The organism is Haloarcula sp. S1AR25-4 (assembly GCF_031624555.1).
GTDB classification, from domain to species: domain Archaea; phylum Halobacteriota; class Halobacteria; order Halobacteriales; family Haloarculaceae; genus Haloarcula; species Haloarcula pellucida.
This window is the reverse complement of record NZ_JAMQOR010000002.1, coordinates 636,616-653,591: the sequence shown is the minus strand read 5'-3', so window position 1 is coordinate 653,591 and position 16,976 is coordinate 636,616. Positions and strand designations below refer to the sequence as shown.

The following is a 16,976-nucleotide window of genomic DNA, read 5'->3' as shown; positions in this document are numbered from 1 at the left end:
CGACCGCGAGACGTCTCGTACTCGCTCAGGCTTCCCGTCCGAGGCCGTGGCAAGCAATTTAAGACCGGGACCGGTGTTGTCACGATTAATGCCTGACCCGCACGAGGAGACTGTCGCCCTCCTTGAGGACCACCCCGAGCGAGAGCAGACGATCCGGTCGCTGCTGACGCTCGACGCTGAGCGCGACACCTGGTCGTTCGACGAGGCCGCCCTCGACTCTGGCACGTTCGGCGAACTCGTCTCCCGGGGTATCGTCGAGAAGGTCGACGGCGAGTACCGCATCGCAGACAGGGCGGCGACACAGGCCGCTCTCGACGGCGACGCCAGACCCCAATCCGATGGAACCGAACCGCAGGAGGACGGGCTATCGCTCGATATCTCTCTTGGCTCGGTGGACTGGACACTCGTCGGGTCACTCGTGGCGCTCGTGGGGCTGGTCGTCCTGTTTCGGACAGCCTTCTCGTGGTCGGCCGTCTTCCGCGACGGACACGTCGTACTGATGGGGAACGACGCGTACCTCTACAGAGACTGGGTCGAACACCTCCTCCGTGCGGACCCGACGCTCGGGGGGCTCCCCCAGCGGATGGCGACCCACGACGTGTTGATGATCGTCACGGCGTGGGGTCTCGCCGGGGTTCTGGGCGGGACCGCCAACGCGGCCGGGATGGCACTCGCGTGGTACCCCGTCGTCGCGGCTGTCGTCGTCGGCCTCGCCGTCTACGGGATGGCGACGGTCGCGTTCGACCGACAGACCGGATTGGCGTCGCTGGCTGTCTACGCCGTGACGCCCGCTGCGGTGTATCGAACCGCGCTCGGCTTCGGCGACCACCACGCGTTCGATTACGTCTGGCTCTCGATCACTCTGGCCTCATTGGTCGTCCTCGCCGGCCAGCGCGTCGACTGGCGGACCGTCACGCGACGACGTGTCCTCGCCGCTGCGGGCGTTGTCGTCGGCGTCGTCGCACAGACGTTCGCGTGGCGAGCGGGACCGCTTCTCCTCTTGCCGATCGGAGTGTATCTCGTCGTCCGGTGTGCCGCCGACATCGCGGCCGGCCGCTCACCCGTCAGGTCGAACGCGTGGCTTCTGGGGTCGCTCGCCGTCGGGTCCGTACTCGTGTTGGGGGTCCACGCGCTCCTCGGGTGGGCAGAACCGTTCCGCGCGCTGTCGCCGGCCCTGCTCGCGGGCGGTGCCGTTCTCGTGGCGTCGGTTTCGGAAGTCGCCTCTCGACGTGACACCGCTCCCGGAGTGGCGCTCGGCGCCGAGTTCGTCGGTGGCATCGCGCTCTTCGGTCTCGCTTTCGTGGTGTTCCAGCCCGTTCAGGTCGCGTTCTCCGACGGTCTCCGGTACTTCCAAACGTACGGGCAAAGCGACATCGCTGAGACCCTCTCGTTGTTCAGCACGCAGAACGGCGGGCTCATCGCGCCGTTCCTGTTTTTCGGCTTCGCCTTCTTTTTCGGGATCGGCGCGCTCGTCGCGGCGTCGGTGTGGGTCTCCCGAACCGACCGACCGTCGATCCTCTGTCTCGTCACGTACGGGTGGTGCTTCGTCGTCGCTGCTGCCGTTCAGCTACGCTTCGCGGCGCAGTTAGCGATTCCGCTGTCTGTCTTCACCGGCGTCGCGTTCGTCTATATCGCGACGCGGATAGACCTGCTACCGGAACCCGAGTGGCTGTCGGTTCAGGGGGACGGTCGACCGACGATCACCGACACGGACGCCACGAAGACGACGCTTACGCTCCCCGACTCGCGTACGCTTCTCAACCTCGGGCTGTTGTTCCTCCTCGTGGGTGGTGTCGGATTCGTTCAGGCACCGGTCAAGACCACGCAACTCGCCGTCGAAGACACGACGTACGACGCAGCCGTCGGGACGGATACTGTCGCCGAACAGCAAGCCCGCTCGTGGCCGGAGAACTACGTGTTCAGCCAGTGGGGACGAAACCGGGTGTACAACTACTTCGTCAGCGGGCACGCCGAATCGTACTCGTACGCACGGGAGAACTACGGGGCGTTCGTTAGCTCGACGGCACCCGAGTCGTGGTATCGGACACTGGCGTCGAACTCGACTGGGTTCGTGGTCGTCCAGCCACAGCCAGCCATAACAGAGTCTGCGACGGTCCAGTCCCGGCTGTGGGACCGATGGGGGAGCCGTGGCAACGGTACCGACGGCGTGGGACACTACCAGGCGGTGTACGCGAACGACCAGCGGAAGGTCTTCCAGTTAGTCCCCGGCGCGCGTCTGACGGGAACGTCGACACCGAACACGACCGTCGACCTACAGACGACGGTCGAACTCGACGAACGGCAGTTTCAGTACACACGGCGAGTGGAGACGAACCGGTACGGGGAGTACGGTGTCACTGTCCCGTACAGTGGCACCTATTCCGTCCAGAACCGGACTCGAACCGTCTCCGACGCCGCCGTCGAAAACGGCTCGACTATCGGGCCCTACGTGGCTCACTATTCGTTCGACGACGGGCGGGGTGACGTCGTGACGGACGCGGTCGGTGGGACGACAGGAACGATTCAGGGCGCAGAGTGGGTCGACGGGCCGCGTGGCAGTGCGCTCGCGTTCGACGCCGACAGCAACGATACGGTTCTCGTCGACGACTCGGCGGGGCAACTGCAGGGGGCAGAGCAGTTCACCATCTGTGCCCGCGCAAAACCCGACGACTCGACCGCTGCACGACAGGACGTCGTCAACGTCGGCGGGTTCGACGCGCTCATCGCGTGGGGAGGACAGGCCGGGTGGGAAGTGTACTTCCGGAACCAGACTGGCTCCTACTCGCTGATGGCCACCTCGGACCAGCCAACGGGGTGGACCGACGTCTGCGGTCGCTACGACGGGTCCACGCTCGAACTGTGGATCGACGGCGACCTAGTCGCTGAACGCCCCGCGACCGGAACGGTCGGCGACCAGGGCGGGACGACGAGTATCGGTAGCTTCTCTAACAACGACCGGTTTTTCGACGGGACCGTAGACGACGTTCGCATCTACAGGTCTGCTCTCGAACCGTCACAGATACGGAATCTAACCACACGAGACGACTGAACTCCGACGTACCGCGGTGGAAAGAGTCCGGAACCTATATGATTGGCCTTTAGATACAACATAACGATGATACACGATGTCGAACTAAAGGATCTGCAGGCTAACGTCGACGAACGTGGTGAGCTGACGGAAATCTGGCGGTCGGACTGGGAGTTTTACGACGGAGACGATACCCCGGAGATGTCCTATTTCTCGGTTTCGTACCCGGGTATCATTCGAGCGTGGCACCGCCACCACCGTGGACAGATCGACCATTTCGTCGTCCCGCACGGGAAAGTGAAGGTCGGCATCTACGACGACCGCGAGGGGTCGCCGACGGAAGGCGAACTCGACACGTACGTCATCGGCGAGGGGAACATGCAGGCTATCCGCGTCCCCGGTGACTGCTGGCACGGGTTCAAGGTCGTCGGCGACGAACGGGCGACGCTGCTTAACTTCCCGACCAACCTCTATGACTACGAGGACCCCGACGAGGAACGACTGCCGTACGACACCGACAAGATTCCGCTAGACTGGGAGGAACCGCCCCACGAGTGACGATGAAAGGCATTATCCTCGCGGGCGGCACTGGCTCTCGTCTCCGCCCGATCACGCATACCGGTCCGAAGCAGTTGGTCCCCGTGGCCAACAAACCGGTCATGGAATACGCCATCGAAGACCTCCGTGACGCTGGCGTCACCGAGATCGGCATCGTTCTCGGCGATAAGGGCCGCGACGAGATTCAGGCGTACTTCGGCGACGGGAGCGACTACGACGTCGACCTGACCTACATCGTGCAGGGCGAACCGCTCGGACTCGCACACGCCGTCGGCTGTACTCGTGATTTCGTCGGTGACGACTCGTTCGTCGTCTACCTCGGCGACGACCTGATGCGCGAGGGCATCGAGGACCTCGTCGCCGACTTCGACTCGTCGACGTACGCCGCCGGAATCGGGCTACAGGAAGTCAACGAACCGTCCCGGTACGGCATCGTCGATATCGGTGACAACGGCGACGTGGTCGGTCTCGTCGAGAAACCGGACGACCCGCCATCGAATCTGGCCCTCATCGGTATCTACGTGTTCACGCCCGCGATCTTCGAGCAGATCGAAGCCCTCGAACCCTCCTGGCGCGGCGAACTGGAGATTACCGAGGCGATACAGGGCTTGCTCGAAGACGGCCACCGTGTCCAGTCTCACACCGTTCACGGCTGGTGGAAAGACACCGGGAAACCGGAGGACGTCCTCCACGCCAACCGACTCGTCCTCGACGCCATCGAGAAGGACATCCGTGGTGAGATAGAGGACGACGAGAACATCCGTGGCCGTATCGACCTCGGCGAGGGAAGCGTCATCGAGGCCGGTGCGGTCATTCGCGGGCCGGTCTCTATCGGCGAAAACACCCGAATCGGGGCGAACGCCTACATCGGCCCCTACACCAGCATCGGGAGCGACTCCGAAATCGACAACGTCCACCTGGAGTCAAGCGTCACCATCGGCGACAACAAGATAACGGCCAACCGGACTATCGTCGACAGCCTCATCGGTCGGCACGCGACGCTGATCAACAACGAGAACAAGAAACCGAAAGGAGATCGCCTCGTCGTCGGGCAGAACTCCTCGCTGGAGCTGTGACCAATGCGAATCATCACTCACTCGTGTCCGGACTGTGGTACCATCGTTGCAGGAAACATCCTCGAACGACGCCGCACGATGAAGTGCCCCGGCCTCGATTGTGAGGCCGTTCTCCGGTTCGCCGATCTCGACAGCGACGACCAGACCTACATAACCGAAAACCAAGAGAAATATACTCTCGACTAAGAAGTACGCAAACGATGACAGTCTTAGTAACCGGCGGTCTCGGCTATCTCGGCTCACGACTCATTCGCGAACTACCCGACCATCCGACGTTCTCGGGCCACGAGATACGCATCCTCGACAACTATCGGCAGCCTCGGTTCCACTCGCTGTGGGACCTCCCGAGCTATGCGGACTACAGTTTCGTCGACGCCGACATCCGTGACGAAGAGGCGGTTCGTGAGGCAATGGAGGGAGTCGACGCCGTCTTCCATCTCGCTGCGGTCACCAACGCTCCCGAGACGTTCGACATCCCCGAGAAGACCTGGGAAGTCAACTACGAGGGGGCGATGACGACCTACGAAGCCGCCCGCGACGCGGGTGTCTCCGAGTTCGTCAACGTCTCGACCTGCTCGGTGTACGGCCGGACCGAAGAGGAGATCGACGAAGGGTTCGACTGTGACCCCGAGTCGCCGTACGGCGAAGCGAAACTCGAAGCCGAACAGGAGATGCTCGATCGGTACGACGGCGGCATGGGGCTGACGGCGCTCCGACTCGGCACCGTCTACGGTTGGACGACCGGCATGCGGTTCGATACGGTCGTCGACAAGTTCGCACTGCTTGCGGCGACCGGCGAACCGCTCACCGTCTACGAGGGCGCAGAGAACCAGAAGCGACCGTATCTCCACGTCCACGACTCCGTTCGCTCGATGCTGTTCGCTGCCAGCGAACTCGGCGACGGCGAAGCGTACAACGTCGTCGGCCAGAACGGACGCCTGCAGGACGTCGTCGACGCCATCGAGAAGCACTTCCCCGAGGTCGACATCGGCACCACCGAGGCCGAACAGCTGAACCAGCTCTCCTACATCGTCAGCGACGAGAAGATCAGTTCGGAAGGGTTCGAGACCTGCTACACGCTCGATCAGGGCGTCGAGGAACTCGCCGACAAGTTCCGCGCGCTCACCAACTAGCGCGCCGACTGCATACTCTCGAAGGCTTCTTTCGGCGTGTCGAACTCCCACTCGAGCCACTCGTATAGCGCAGCGGAATCGAGCGTACTGTCTGTCGGTCGCGGGGCCTCCTGTCCGAACTCTTCGGTCGATATCGGTCGGACGAGGTCGGTGTCGTAGCCGAACACCTCGGCCAGCCGCTGGGTGAACTCGTATCGGTCGATACTCGTCGGCCCGGTGGCGTGATACAGACCGGTCTCGCCCTCGGTCACGAGGTCGACCGACGCTCTCGCGAGGTTGGGGGCGTAGGTCGGGGCCGACACCTGATCGTCGACGATGTCTATCGCGTTCCCGGACTCGAGTTCGCCGAGCGCCCACGTCACGAAGTTCGCGCTTTCGAGGCCGTAGATGACGCTCGGCCGCACGATGGTGGCTCGCTCGGCCACACGCGCTGCACGCTCGGCGGCGTACTTCGTCTCCGCGTAGTAGTTCAGCGGTGCAACGGCGTCTGACTCCCGGTAGGGTGTCTCGTCGCTGTTCCCGGCAAACACGTAATCAGAGGAGACGTACAGGTAGTGCGCGTCGAACTCGTTTGCGAGGGCCGCCAGCGTGAACGTTCCCTCGGCGTTGACTTCCCACGCCTTGGCGCGGTTCGTCTCGCAGTCGTCGACGGCGTGGAACGCGGCGGTGTCGACGACGGCGTCCGGGTCGACGGATTCGAACACCGACCGGGCCTGCTCTTCGTCCGTCTTGTCCAGTTCGACGTCGGCCGTCGCTGTTTGCTCGGAGCGGTACGTTCCAGTGACGTCGACGCCACGGGCTCGACAGTCCTGTACCACGTTCGTGCCGACGAGACCGGATGCCCCGACGACGAGAACACGCTGGTTGCTCATGTCCGTACTGTTCGCAATCTGGGATTTATTCGTACTGGTTCGGCGTGACCCGGACCCTGCTCCGTCGACCGGAATTGCAATAATTATACCCGGCGGGACACAGGTGAGCATATGAGAATCGGTCGGTCCGCGACGACGCTTTTCCTCGCTAATGCTGGAAAAGCGCTTCTCCTCTTTGCCGGGACGGCCTACTTTTCACAGGTGCTGGGTGGTGCGGGATTCGCTCCAGCCATCCTCTTCGAAGCGCTCCTCGGCCTCCTCTCTATCCCTGCCGACATGGGGCTTCGTGGTGCCGTCGAGAAGCGAATCAGTGAGGGCGACCGGGCGGGCGTCGTCGTCGCGACGTCGTTGGTGCTCAAGACGGTGCCACTGCTCCTCGTCGGCGGCGTCGTCCTCCTCTTTCGCGGGCAGATCGCCGCGTATCTCGGGGCCCCTCTGGCATCGCTGTTGGTACTCACGCTCGCCGTACAGGAAGCGGCACTCGTCTGTACCGCGGCCGTTCGGGGCGAACTCCGTGTCAGTGCGAGCGCCCCCATCATGTTCAGCAAGTACGCTGGCTGGGTCGGGATCGGTGTCGTACTCGTCCAGTTCGGGTACGGGGCTCTCGCGCCGGTGTACGGACTGCTCGGAGGCAACGTCGTCGCACTGCTGTGGGCCGTCGCCACGCTCCGAGCGACACCGGGACGCCCCGCCGTTGCGACCGCTCGCTCGCTCGTCAGGTACGCTCGCTACAACGTCGTCTCCGACATCGGCGGCTACGCGTACAACTGGATCGACGTCCTCGTCCTCGGGTTGTTCGTCGCCCCCGCGTCGGTCACCGCCTACGAGATCGCGTGGCGCGTTTCGATGACCGTGATGACGTTCTCGGCGGCCCTCTCGGACACTATCTTCCCACAGATCAGCGCGTGGGACGCCGACGGGAGCAAACGCCGCATCGAGCAGTTACTGCCGCACATGCTCGCGCTCTCGATATTCGTCGCGGTTCCGTCCTTCTTCGGGGCGTTACTGTACGCCGACGCGATTCTGGCGTTCGTCTTCGCGCCGGAGTACACCATCGCAGCAGTGGCGCTCGTCGTACTGATGGGCGAGAAGGTGTTTCAATCCGTCCACGCCGTGCTGGGTCGAACCCTCCAGGCGATAGACCGACCGGACCTCGCGGCGATGGCGACGGTCCTCGCTATCGCCGTCAACGTCGTGTTCAATGTCGTCCTGATTCAAGCCTACGGAATCGTCGGGGCAGCGGCCGCGACCGCTCTCTCTTTCCTGCTCAACACCGTTGCACACGGCTATTTCGTCGCACAGTTCCTCTCTATCGAGATACCCGCGAGACAGATCGCCCACTCGGTTCTGTCTGCCGTCGCCATGACGGCCGGCTTACTGCTCGTTCGTCAGACGTTCGGAGTGACGACGCCGCTGGCTCTCGTTGGGAACATCTTCCTCGGTGGGTTCCTCTACGTAGTGGCGATGTTGCTGTCACGGCAGGTCAGATGGACGGTCAGATACAGTTTCCGGGCAGGTGAGTCCGTATGATGGTCTCCGTCGCGCTCTGTACCTACAACGCGGGTGCGTACCTCGAACCCCAACTGCAGAGCATCGTCGACCAGACCCGGCCACCCGACGAAATCGTCGTCAGCGACGACGGGTCGACCGATGGGACTCGCGACCGACTGCGTTCGTTCGCTGCGGCGCACCCCGACACCGTGACCGTCATCGAGAACGACCGCCAACTGGGGGTGACGAAGAACTTCGAGCAGTGCATCGCCGCCTGTTCGGGGTCGGTCATCGCGCTGTCGGACCAAGACGACATCTGGGACGAAACCAAACTCGAAACCCAGCTAGACGCCTACCGGGCCACACCGGACGCCCGACTCGTCTGTCACGATTCGGAACTCCTGTTCGAGGACGCCGACACCCCGGCGACGACTCTCTGGGAGACGATTCACGACTCCCACGAACCGGAGAGCGCACTGGAGCCGACGGCCGCCATCTCGGAGCTCTTAGGCCGGAACTTCGTCCAAGGTGCGACGGCGCTGTTCGACGCCGCTCTCCGATCGGTCGCGCTCCCCATTCCGCCGTCGTGGAACCACGACGCCTATCTCGCGTTCTGGGCGGCGATGACCGGTGGTCTCGTCGACATCGGCGACCGACTCCTCACCTATCGGATCCACGAGAGCCAAGATATCGGCGTCGCCTCGGGTATCAGACAGAAGGTCGACAGAGAACTGTCCTATCCGACAGAACACTATCTGTCGCTCGCCGAGCGGTGGTCGCCACTGCTCGACGCTATCGACGCGGTGGACTCGGACGCTCTCGTCGTCGACGAGACGTGGCTTCGCCGCGTGATCGAACGCAGACAGCGATACGACCGGCGGCGGGCACAGATCCACTCACCGGAACGGTCACTCGGCACACGGTTCGGTAAGTTGGTCCTGACGCTACTCTCCGGCGGGTACACCCGGTTCGGACACGTCGGACTGGCAGGGACAGATGCCGTCGCCCTCCTCACGGACCCGTTTGGCAGACAGTGAAGGACATGCTTTCACAGAGTAGGAAAGAATAAAAGCGACAACGCGAATGACCCGATATGCGACCCACTCTGTGGGCACTCGTTGCCCTGTCGAGTCTGTTCGGTGCGGCCGGAAATATCACGATGAAGGTCATCACTAACGATATCGGCGACCTCTCTCTGGCTAAACTGACACAGATAGACTTCCTCGTCGAATTCTTCCTGATGCCGCTGGTCCTCTTCTCCATCGGCGCGGCCTTCGTCGGTCGCTTGCTCCTGTTCGCGCCGTTGAGCGAACTCGAAGTCGGCATCGTCACTGCGGTCGCACTGCTGCTCTGGGCGCTGTTTACCGCAATCGGCGACGTGGTCCTGTTCGGGACCGATTATAATCCGATGTTACTCTTCGGGTTCGGGCTTTCGCTCGTCTCGATCGTGATAATCGTCACGAACTCCTGAGCGAGTCAGTCGTCGGACGTCGAGACCGGGGCCTGCGAACTCTGGGGCGAGTCGGGCCCGAACCGGTAGTTCACGACGCTCTTTGCACAGTTCAGGGTATACGAGAAGATCCACGGGTTCGCGCTCGCGTTGTCGTCGTAGTAGCAGTCGGTCGGGACCTCTTTGAGGTTGTCGTAGAGCCCGGCGCGCTGAATCTCGCCGACGACGTCCGTATCGAAGTGGAACTGGTCGGTGCAGTTGTGGTAGTCGATCTCTTCGAGGGCCGCCGCGGAGTACGCTCGGAACCCGGTGTGGAACTCGTAGAGGTCCGTCCCGAGCGTGACGTTCTGGAACGTCGTCAGGATTCGGTTCCCGAGATACCGATGGAGCGGATAGCCGCCCGAGAGCATCCCGTACCGGGGTGCGAAGACGATTTCGGTGTCGTCCTCGTTCTCGATGGGTTCGACGACCTCCGGTATCTCCTCGGGGGCGTAGTGTTCGTCCTGGTGGATCATGACGGCGATATCGCCGCCTCGGTCGAGCACTTCGTCGTACAGCGTCTTCTGTCCGCCTCCGTAGCCCTTGTTCTCGTCGTGCTGGAAGGCACGAATCTCGTCGTATTCCGATTCGAGCGTCGTCAGCACGTCCCAGCTATCGTCGGTGCTGCCGTCGTCGACCATGTACAGTTCGTCGACGGTGTCCCACGGCACCCGGTCGACGACGTCTCGAACCGTCTCGGCGCCGTTGTAGACCGGCATGACAGCGACAGTATGCATAGGCACACTAAAACGCTACATTAGTAAAACCCTAACTATCTGTCTCGTCGGTGAGAAGACGAACCAAGACCCCAAGTAAGCGCTTCCTACCGCCCGGAGATTCCGACTCCGATATCTGATTGGGAACGTCACACATCTTCTGGCGTGAATCACAATGGATTTCCTTTCCGACTGGAAAGGAACCGCTATGTCTGTTGGTTCTCGTCGGGACCGAGTCACGTGGGTGGCAGACCCAACAGGAGTCTCACGAGGCCGACTAGCACGGGTTGGGCGACTTTACGACCTAAATACTGGGCTGTAAACATCTGGCGCAAGCGGGTGAGCGATAATGGGAATATTGGAGATTACGCACGAATGAAAACACACACAGACCGTTTGAGTTTTATAACAAACCACATAGAGAAGAATTGTGATTGAACGAGTTCGAGAAGCTACTAGCGATCAAAACTGGCGACTGATTGCAGCGCTCGGATTTTTATATATTGCTGGAATCATCGCACGGTATCCCACCAGTATGGGACTGATGCAGTGGAACGACGTTGGGTATCACATGCGGATCAGCCAATTATTGATCCGGAAGTTCCCCCAGCACACGTTCTATGATCCGAACTGGCGCGGCGGTATTCTGATGAATTATCCTACGATTTTCGAAAGCATCCCGGCCTACCTCTCGGTACTAACTGGCATTCCGATAAAGGAATTATATCCCGTAGTCCAGTTGCTCGTCTGGGCCCTAACTCCCGTGGCTCTGGCATACTTCGTCTATCAATATACCAATGTTTATGGCGCTCTTATCGCCGGCTCTATTGGCGTCTACCCTTCGACAATGCCCGATCAGGTAAGTTTCATTATTGCGACTCCTTTGTTCTTTTTAGCGACCATCTCGTTCGTTAACCACCTCACTCAGCGTCGAGTTCGGAGTGGTCTGATAATGGGACTCGGAACGGCATTAGTATTCCACAGCCACCTTTTGGCTGCTCAGTTGATGGTCTACACGTGGACAGTGGTTGCCGCTGTGTTCATAATTTCTTATCCGATGTTGGGTTCCGAAGGCCTGGGGACCCGTTTCGACCAGCGTTTGAGACTTATTATTCGTCTATCCATGACTACAGCCCCTGGTGTTGCACTGTATTTCTTGATATCAGCAGAGTGGTGGTACGATACCCTGACCACCTATGGTCTTCATTTCATGGACTCTCCACTTGCGAACATGACTAAAGAGATGGCTATCGGAACTTCAGGAATTGTTCCTCATCTCACAATGACCTATCTCCCGGTATTTGCCGCTGGGCTAATATCGTTATTTATTGGCATTTCGATGAGATTTTACCCTGCTTTATTTGAAGACCAGTACATTTCATTCCGACCAAAACATGACCTTGCTGCTCTTTGCATTATTGTTCTTACTGGCTTTTCAGCGGTGTGGTTCTGGGGTTACAATTTCAACATTTGGAAAGGTCCTGTCTGGAGATACTACGTGTTCCTTGTATTCACAGCAGCTATTGGAATTGGCTTCGTCGCCGGTGGTATTATTGAACTAATACCAACACGTGAAAAAAGACAAGTGCGTTTTCAGGAAGTTGCCATTACAGCAGTAATAATTCTATCTGTCATCTCGTCCGGTCTGTTGGTTGGTTCTGGGTACTCGTCAGGGATTGATCAAAAGATAACTAACACAAATACTCCTTGGCCAGACTCTGCTGGCACACCAAACCAGGGTGGTTATGAATATCTTAAAACTCATGCAAATGGAAGCGACACTGTACTTGCTGGCGTTCCAGATAGTACCTGGGCATTGGCTGAATCAAATGTGACTACGGTTACGGGGCACTACGGCACAACAAATCCGAACCCACAGCGTGATGCGGACGCAGCGAAAATGATCTGGAGCTCAAATTATACCGAAACAGCTCGACTTCTCTCCAGCTACAACGTGGATTACATTTTCGTTGACGAAGCACATCGGACAAATGGGATTTTTGAGGGATGGGTAGCCCATCAAAAACTTTGGGGTGGCCCCGGGAACGGTGCAGAACTCCCCATCTCAAAATATGAGTACTTTGGAGAACAAGTCTATGAAGACGAGAGTGTTACAATTTATCGAATTGATCAGAAAACTCTCTCTGAGGACGAAAATGGTCGGTCACTATCATTAGATAATCGTAATGAATGGCAGTTCGAACAATTAGGACCGGTTAGACACTTCACTTACAGAGCAGATGGCGATCTTGCACTCAAGTGGTACGCAAGCCCCTCCCGAAACGAAGCGTTTGCGACTCGGGTGCTACAAAATCAGGTACGGGCCGGTTCTGAGGGGGTATTGGTCCGGTTCGCCGTCAATCGTTCAGCAAATGTGACTCCACACGTCGCGGTGCATTACCACGAAGAATCATCTACACGTGTTGCTGTGGGCTGGTCAGATGAGTACTATCCCTACGCAAATACATACCATGGGACTGGAAACAGTACTTACTACGCATACTTCCCTGAAGTAGAGGGAGAGGTTGATGTCATTAAACTCGGTGCGGTAGCAAATGACCAGACTTCATCAACAGAGTATATGGCTTATAAAAATGTCACAATCTATCCAGTGAACTCGTCGTCGCTGTCCGCACAGAACGACACCAGCGACGCTCGGGTCGCGGACTAGTCCCGAACCCAACGGCTATTTGTTCTGCACGGGAAGACGGCGCTAACGGATGGAACGCGACACGAAGGTAGCCGCTATCCTCTCACTGCTTGCCGGTGTCGTCTTGCTGTGGGGGAGTCGGCTCGAATCCCTCGCGCTCCTCGCAGTCGGCACCGTGGCGTTTCTCGCCGCCGCTGTCCGGTTCCGGTCGCCGATTGCTACGTACGTCGCCGCGGGCGTTCTCCCGCTCGTCTTTCAGGTCGACAACTGGGGGTGGCTCTCTGGACGGGACGCACACGGCGAGGCTGTCATCACGAAGAACGTGCTCGAACACGGGTGGCCGATTCCGCCGGCGGTCCACGACGCGTGGGGGTTTCAGGCCACGCCGGGGCTCCACTTCCTCACAGCGGTACTCGCGCGTGTCACTGGGCTCCCTGTCGTCCCCGGCGTCGAGGGCCGAGTCCTGGTCACGCAACTCCTCCCCGTCGTCTTCGTCTGGACGACGCTCGCGCTCGTCGTCGTCGCGGCCCGGACCGTGACGGCGCGGCCGAGTACCGCGCTCGTGCCGTTGCTCTGCTGGACCCCGCTCCTGTATTTTTACACGTCGTTCCGCCGGCCGTCGATGGGGCTGGTCCTCGTGACGTTCGTCGTCTCGACGCTGTTTCTCTCACGTCGTCCGTCCTCGACCCGGATGCAATTGCTCACCGGTCTCGGACTGCTCGTACTGGCGTTCACGCACCACCTGACGACGCTGTACGCGATGCTCTTTCTCGGAAGCTACGCCGCTGTGACGTGGTCGCTCTCGCAGTTCACCGAGGCCGATTCGGCGACGCCGCTGCGATACGTCGCCGGTGCCCTCGGGAGCGGCGGCGTTCTCGTGGCCGTACTGGCCCAGTTCGAGTCCGGGCGACGGTTCCTCGGGAAAATCGTCGGTCTCGTCGTCCCGGCTTCCGGGGCCCCGGATTCGAACCCTAACCAATCCGGCAGTCCATCACCGGACGGCTCTACCGGTGCCGTCTCCGACGGCGGTCCGGTAGCGAAGTTCCTCGATAATGCGGCGTACCACACGCAGAACTTCCTCGTGCCGTGGGGGTACGCGGGGGTACTCGGATCGCTCTCGGTGTTTGCGCTCGGGACGACGCTCCGACGCGATGAGTCTGTCTCGCCGTTTCTTCTGACGAGCGTCGCGTTCGGCGGTCTCGCGGCTGCACTCGGACTGCTCGGATGGCTGGCTGGGATGCTCGAGTTCCGTCGGCCGCTCACGGTTTGGGTCGTCGTCTGTGGCTGGCTCGGCGTGGTCGCCGTCCTCCGGAACAGACCGGCAGAGACGGGCCTCCGACGGGTCGTATTCGCCTGTCTGCTCGTCTTCGGCGTGCTGATGGTCCCGGCCTACGACCTCGGTGTCGGGACGCCGAACTACGCGACAGGTGAGGCCGAACAGGAGTTCTCCCCGCAACTGTACGCGACGGCGGAGTTCGTCGACGAATACGGGACACGAGGTCGGGTCGTCGGCGACGCGAACGTCCGGGAAGTCGTGTCACCGCTCGGCCAGACCCTCGTCGAGACGCGTCCGGAGACTATCAAATCCGGTGTGAACGCGACGGGGACGTACGTCGTCTTGGAGTATCCGCGCAACGACCGACTCTACTTCGGACCGACCCCCTCCGGATGGGTGCACTTCGACCCCGCGGACACCAACGGGACGTTCCGGAACGAGAGTGTCATCTACACGACCGACTCGGCGGTCGTCTACACCTGATCGCGCCGCTGAACTCCGTGCGGTCGTGATGGTATCGAACGTTACGACAATCGCCCGACTGCCTTGCCGAACTGGAACGCGACGTAGTATATCGCGTCGTAGAGCAGGGCGTACGGGAGCCACGCCGCGTACCCTTCGTCGACGAGGAACCGGAGTTCGGCCAGTAGATAGTCGATTCCGTCGCTGAGAAACGTGTCGTCGCCAGTCGACGCGATTCGTGCGAAGGCCGCGCCGTCTTTGAACCGTCTGACGAACAGCGAGCGGAGGGAGTAATCGTGTGAGTGACGGACGACTGCGCTCGGTTCGTACACGATTCCGTGGCCCGCTCTAAGCGCCCGGAGCGCGAAGTCCTTGTCCTCAGACATCGCCACGTCGTCCTCGAAGCGAACCGACTTCCAGACGCCCCGTTCCATCGCGGCACACACGTCGGAGATGTAGATGTGCTCCAGATAGAAGCGTCGTTCGTCACGCGTCGCGGTGTGGTCGAGCGTCCGCTCCTCCTCGGGGTAAAAATACGAGTAGAAGAACTGCTCCATCGGTTTCGCCCCGTCTTTCGCGACTTGCCGTCCGTACGCGATGCCGACATCCGGGTCAGCGAGCGGCGCGGTGAGTCGTGCTAACCACTCGTCGTCTGCGGGCACCGCGTCCTGTGTCAGGTACACCAGCACGTCACCGCTCGCCTGTTCGGCAGCCAGGTTCCGGGTCCGGCCGTGGTGGAAGTCCTCGGGTGGGATTTCTACGAACACGTCGGCGTACGTCTCGGCGACGCTGGTCGTCCCGTCGGTCGACCCCGAATCGACGACCACGATTTCCACGTCTCGGTCCGTCGACTGTGCCCGAACCCGCTCGAACACTCGGCGCACGTCCGGGAGCCCGTTTTTCGTCAAGAGGAGGACACTGACGTCGGCCGAACTCATCTATCGGCGGGTCTGCTGGTGATGCTCATGAAGAACGAACTGAACACGATCTGAATGCCGAGGACGATGGTGGTAAACGCCAGTACGTCCATCCGTATCGACGGGAGTCTGGTGAAGTCACTCGCCACCCAGTTGTAAATCAGGTAGCTCGCGGTCAGCGCACCGACTGCGAAGACGGTGGACCCGGTGACCAGCCCCCGTTCGAGCGTGAACGAGTCGCGGATGTAGGTGGTCAGCGGGTCGGACGGTCGACGGATCGGGTCCGTCGCGATGTCGCTGAGCAACCCGAAGCTACCGACCTGAAACCCGAGTATCGACAGCAGACTCCCGGCGATCATCGAGTGAATACCGATCGGTTGGCCGGAGATAGAGAGGTTCAGAAAGCCGAGTACCAGCACCGCGAGTCCCACACCGCCCATCACCATCCCCGGGACAGAGAAGAGATAGCCGGGTGCGTTCTCGAGCATGAACTTCACGTGTCGCCAGCCGTCCCTGAAACTGTCAAGTTTCGCGTCTCCCTCGCGCGGGTGGTACGTAATCGGGACCTCCCTGATGTCCAGTCCCTTCGCGCCGGCGTCCATTATCATCTCGCTGGCGAACTCCATCCCGTCGGTGGTCAACTCCAACTGCTGTAGGGCATCGCGGGTGAACACTCGGAAGCCGGAGTGTGCGTCGGAGACGCCAGCGTCGTAAAACACGTTCAGGAACTTCGTCAACAGCGGGTTTCCGACGTACTGGTGCAGCGCTGGCATCGCACCCGGTCTGATTTCGCCGTCGAGTCGGCTCCCCATGGCGATGTCCGCACCTTCATCACGGACGAGCGAGAGCAACTTCGGCAGTTCCTCGAAGTCGTAGGTCGTATCTGCGTCCCCCATCACCAGATAGTCGCCACGAGCGTACTCGAACGCGTATCGATATGCGTATCCGTATCCCGGCTCGTCCGGTTCGACCACCGTCGCACCCATCTCCCGTGCGATGTCCGGCGTCCGGTCGTCCGAGGCGTCGCTGATGATGATCTCGCCGGTCAGGTCGAGCGCCGCCAGCGCGTTCCGTATCCGCTCGATACATTCGGCGATCCCTTCCTCTTCGTTCATCGTCGGCAACACGACACTCACCGTCGGCACGGCGTCGGAGTCGGGTCCGACGATGTCGGCCGTCGACCGCGCCGGCGTCTCGGGTGCCGTCTGCGGAGGTTCAGCGTCGAGTGACATAGCGGGGCGATTAGGTCCCGTCAAACGGGGTTGTACGTACACTGTACGCTATCTGGTAAGAGTCTTGTTCTTCTTC

The 16,976-nt window shown here is 60.7% G+C and carries 14 protein-coding genes; 10 read left to right on the top strand and 4 right to left on the bottom strand.

The window, feature by feature from the left end:
- Positions 1-88 precede the first annotated feature (88 nt).
- From NDI85_RS11995 to NDI85_RS11975, 5 genes are all read left to right on the top strand, one after another.
- Positions 89-3,049, top strand: coding sequence for a LamG-like jellyroll fold domain-containing protein (locus tag NDI85_RS11995; protein ID WP_310915895.1), 2,961 nt, complete (start codon positions 89-91; stop codon positions 3,047-3,049).
- Positions 3,050-3,115: 66 nt separating this feature from the next.
- On the top strand, positions 3,116-3,586 hold the full coding sequence (locus tag NDI85_RS11990; RefSeq protein WP_188996181.1) for a dTDP-4-dehydrorhamnose 3,5-epimerase family protein: 471 nt from the start codon (positions 3,116-3,118) through the stop codon (positions 3,584-3,586).
- A gap of 2 nt (positions 3,587-3,588) precedes the next feature.
- Positions 3,589-4,662 carry a glucose-1-phosphate thymidylyltransferase gene (locus NDI85_RS11985; protein WP_188996183.1) on the top strand — a complete coding sequence of 358 codons (1,074 nt, stop codon included), beginning with the start codon at positions 3,589-3,591 and terminating at the stop codon, positions 4,660-4,662.
- Between the two features lie 3 nt (positions 4,663-4,665).
- Positions 4,666-4,848 carry a hypothetical protein gene (locus NDI85_RS11980; RefSeq protein ID WP_310915894.1) on the top strand — a complete coding sequence of 61 codons (183 nt, stop codon included), beginning with the start codon at positions 4,666-4,668 and terminating at the stop codon, positions 4,846-4,848.
- 14 nt (positions 4,849-4,862) lie between these two features.
- Positions 4,863-5,795, top strand: coding sequence for an NAD(P)-dependent oxidoreductase (locus tag NDI85_RS11975; protein WP_188996184.1), 933 nt, complete (start codon positions 4,863-4,865; stop codon positions 5,793-5,795).
- Here the strand turns inward: NDI85_RS11975 and rfbD are convergent.
- Positions 5,792-6,667, bottom strand: coding sequence for a dTDP-4-dehydrorhamnose reductase (gene rfbD, locus NDI85_RS11970; protein WP_188996185.1), 876 nt, complete (start codon positions 6,665-6,667; stop codon positions 5,792-5,794). The genes NDI85_RS11975 and rfbD overlap by 4 nt on opposite strands.
- 111 nt (positions 6,668-6,778) lie before the next feature.
- Between rfbD and NDI85_RS11965 the strand changes: the two genes are divergently transcribed.
- From NDI85_RS11965 to NDI85_RS11955, 3 genes are read left to right on the top strand one after another with little or no spacing between them, the layout of a single operon-like run.
- A complete protein-coding gene (locus tag NDI85_RS11965) occupies positions 6,779-8,197 on the top strand; it encodes a polysaccharide biosynthesis C-terminal domain-containing protein (RefSeq protein WP_310915893.1) in 1,419 nt (472 codons plus the stop codon).
- Positions 8,194-9,195 carry a glycosyltransferase gene (locus NDI85_RS11960; protein WP_188996189.1) on the top strand — a complete coding sequence of 334 codons (1,002 nt, stop codon included), beginning with the start codon at positions 8,194-8,196 and terminating at the stop codon, positions 9,193-9,195. The genes NDI85_RS11965 and NDI85_RS11960 overlap by 4 nt, the downstream gene beginning before the upstream one ends.
- A gap of 56 nt (positions 9,196-9,251) precedes the next feature.
- Positions 9,252-9,629: a hypothetical protein gene (locus tag NDI85_RS11955; RefSeq protein ID WP_188996191.1), complete on the top strand. Its 378-nt coding sequence runs from the start codon at positions 9,252-9,254 to the stop codon at positions 9,627-9,629.
- A 5-nt stretch (positions 9,630-9,634) separates the two neighbouring features.
- Here NDI85_RS11955 and NDI85_RS11950 read toward each other — a convergent pair whose 3' ends face one another.
- A complete protein-coding gene (locus NDI85_RS11950; RefSeq protein ID WP_188996193.1) occupies positions 9,635-10,384 on the bottom strand; it encodes a glycosyltransferase family 2 protein in 750 nt (249 codons plus the stop codon).
- A 409-nt stretch (positions 10,385-10,793) separates the two neighbouring features.
- Here NDI85_RS11950 and NDI85_RS11945 point away from each other — a divergent pair, with 409 nt between their 5' ends.
- Positions 10,794-13,034, top strand: a complete 2,241-nt coding sequence (locus tag NDI85_RS11945; protein ID WP_310915892.1) for a hypothetical protein — start codon at positions 10,794-10,796, stop codon at positions 13,032-13,034.
- A gap of 49 nt (positions 13,035-13,083) precedes the next feature.
- Positions 13,084-14,772, top strand: a complete 1,689-nt coding sequence (locus tag NDI85_RS11940; RefSeq protein ID WP_310915891.1) for a hypothetical protein — start codon at positions 13,084-13,086, stop codon at positions 14,770-14,772.
- A gap of 41 nt (positions 14,773-14,813) precedes the next feature.
- Here NDI85_RS11940 and NDI85_RS11935 read toward each other — a convergent pair whose 3' ends face one another.
- Entirely contained in the window at positions 14,814-15,689 is an 876-nt protein-coding gene (locus tag NDI85_RS11935) for a glycosyltransferase family A protein (RefSeq protein WP_310915890.1), read from the bottom strand.
- Positions 15,686-16,900: a glycosyltransferase family 2 protein gene (locus NDI85_RS11930; RefSeq protein ID WP_188996201.1), complete on the bottom strand. Its 1,215-nt coding sequence runs from the start codon at positions 16,898-16,900 to the stop codon at positions 15,686-15,688. Before NDI85_RS11930 ends, NDI85_RS11935 begins: the two co-directional genes overlap by 4 nt.
- Between the last annotated feature and the right edge of the window lie 76 nt (positions 16,901-16,976).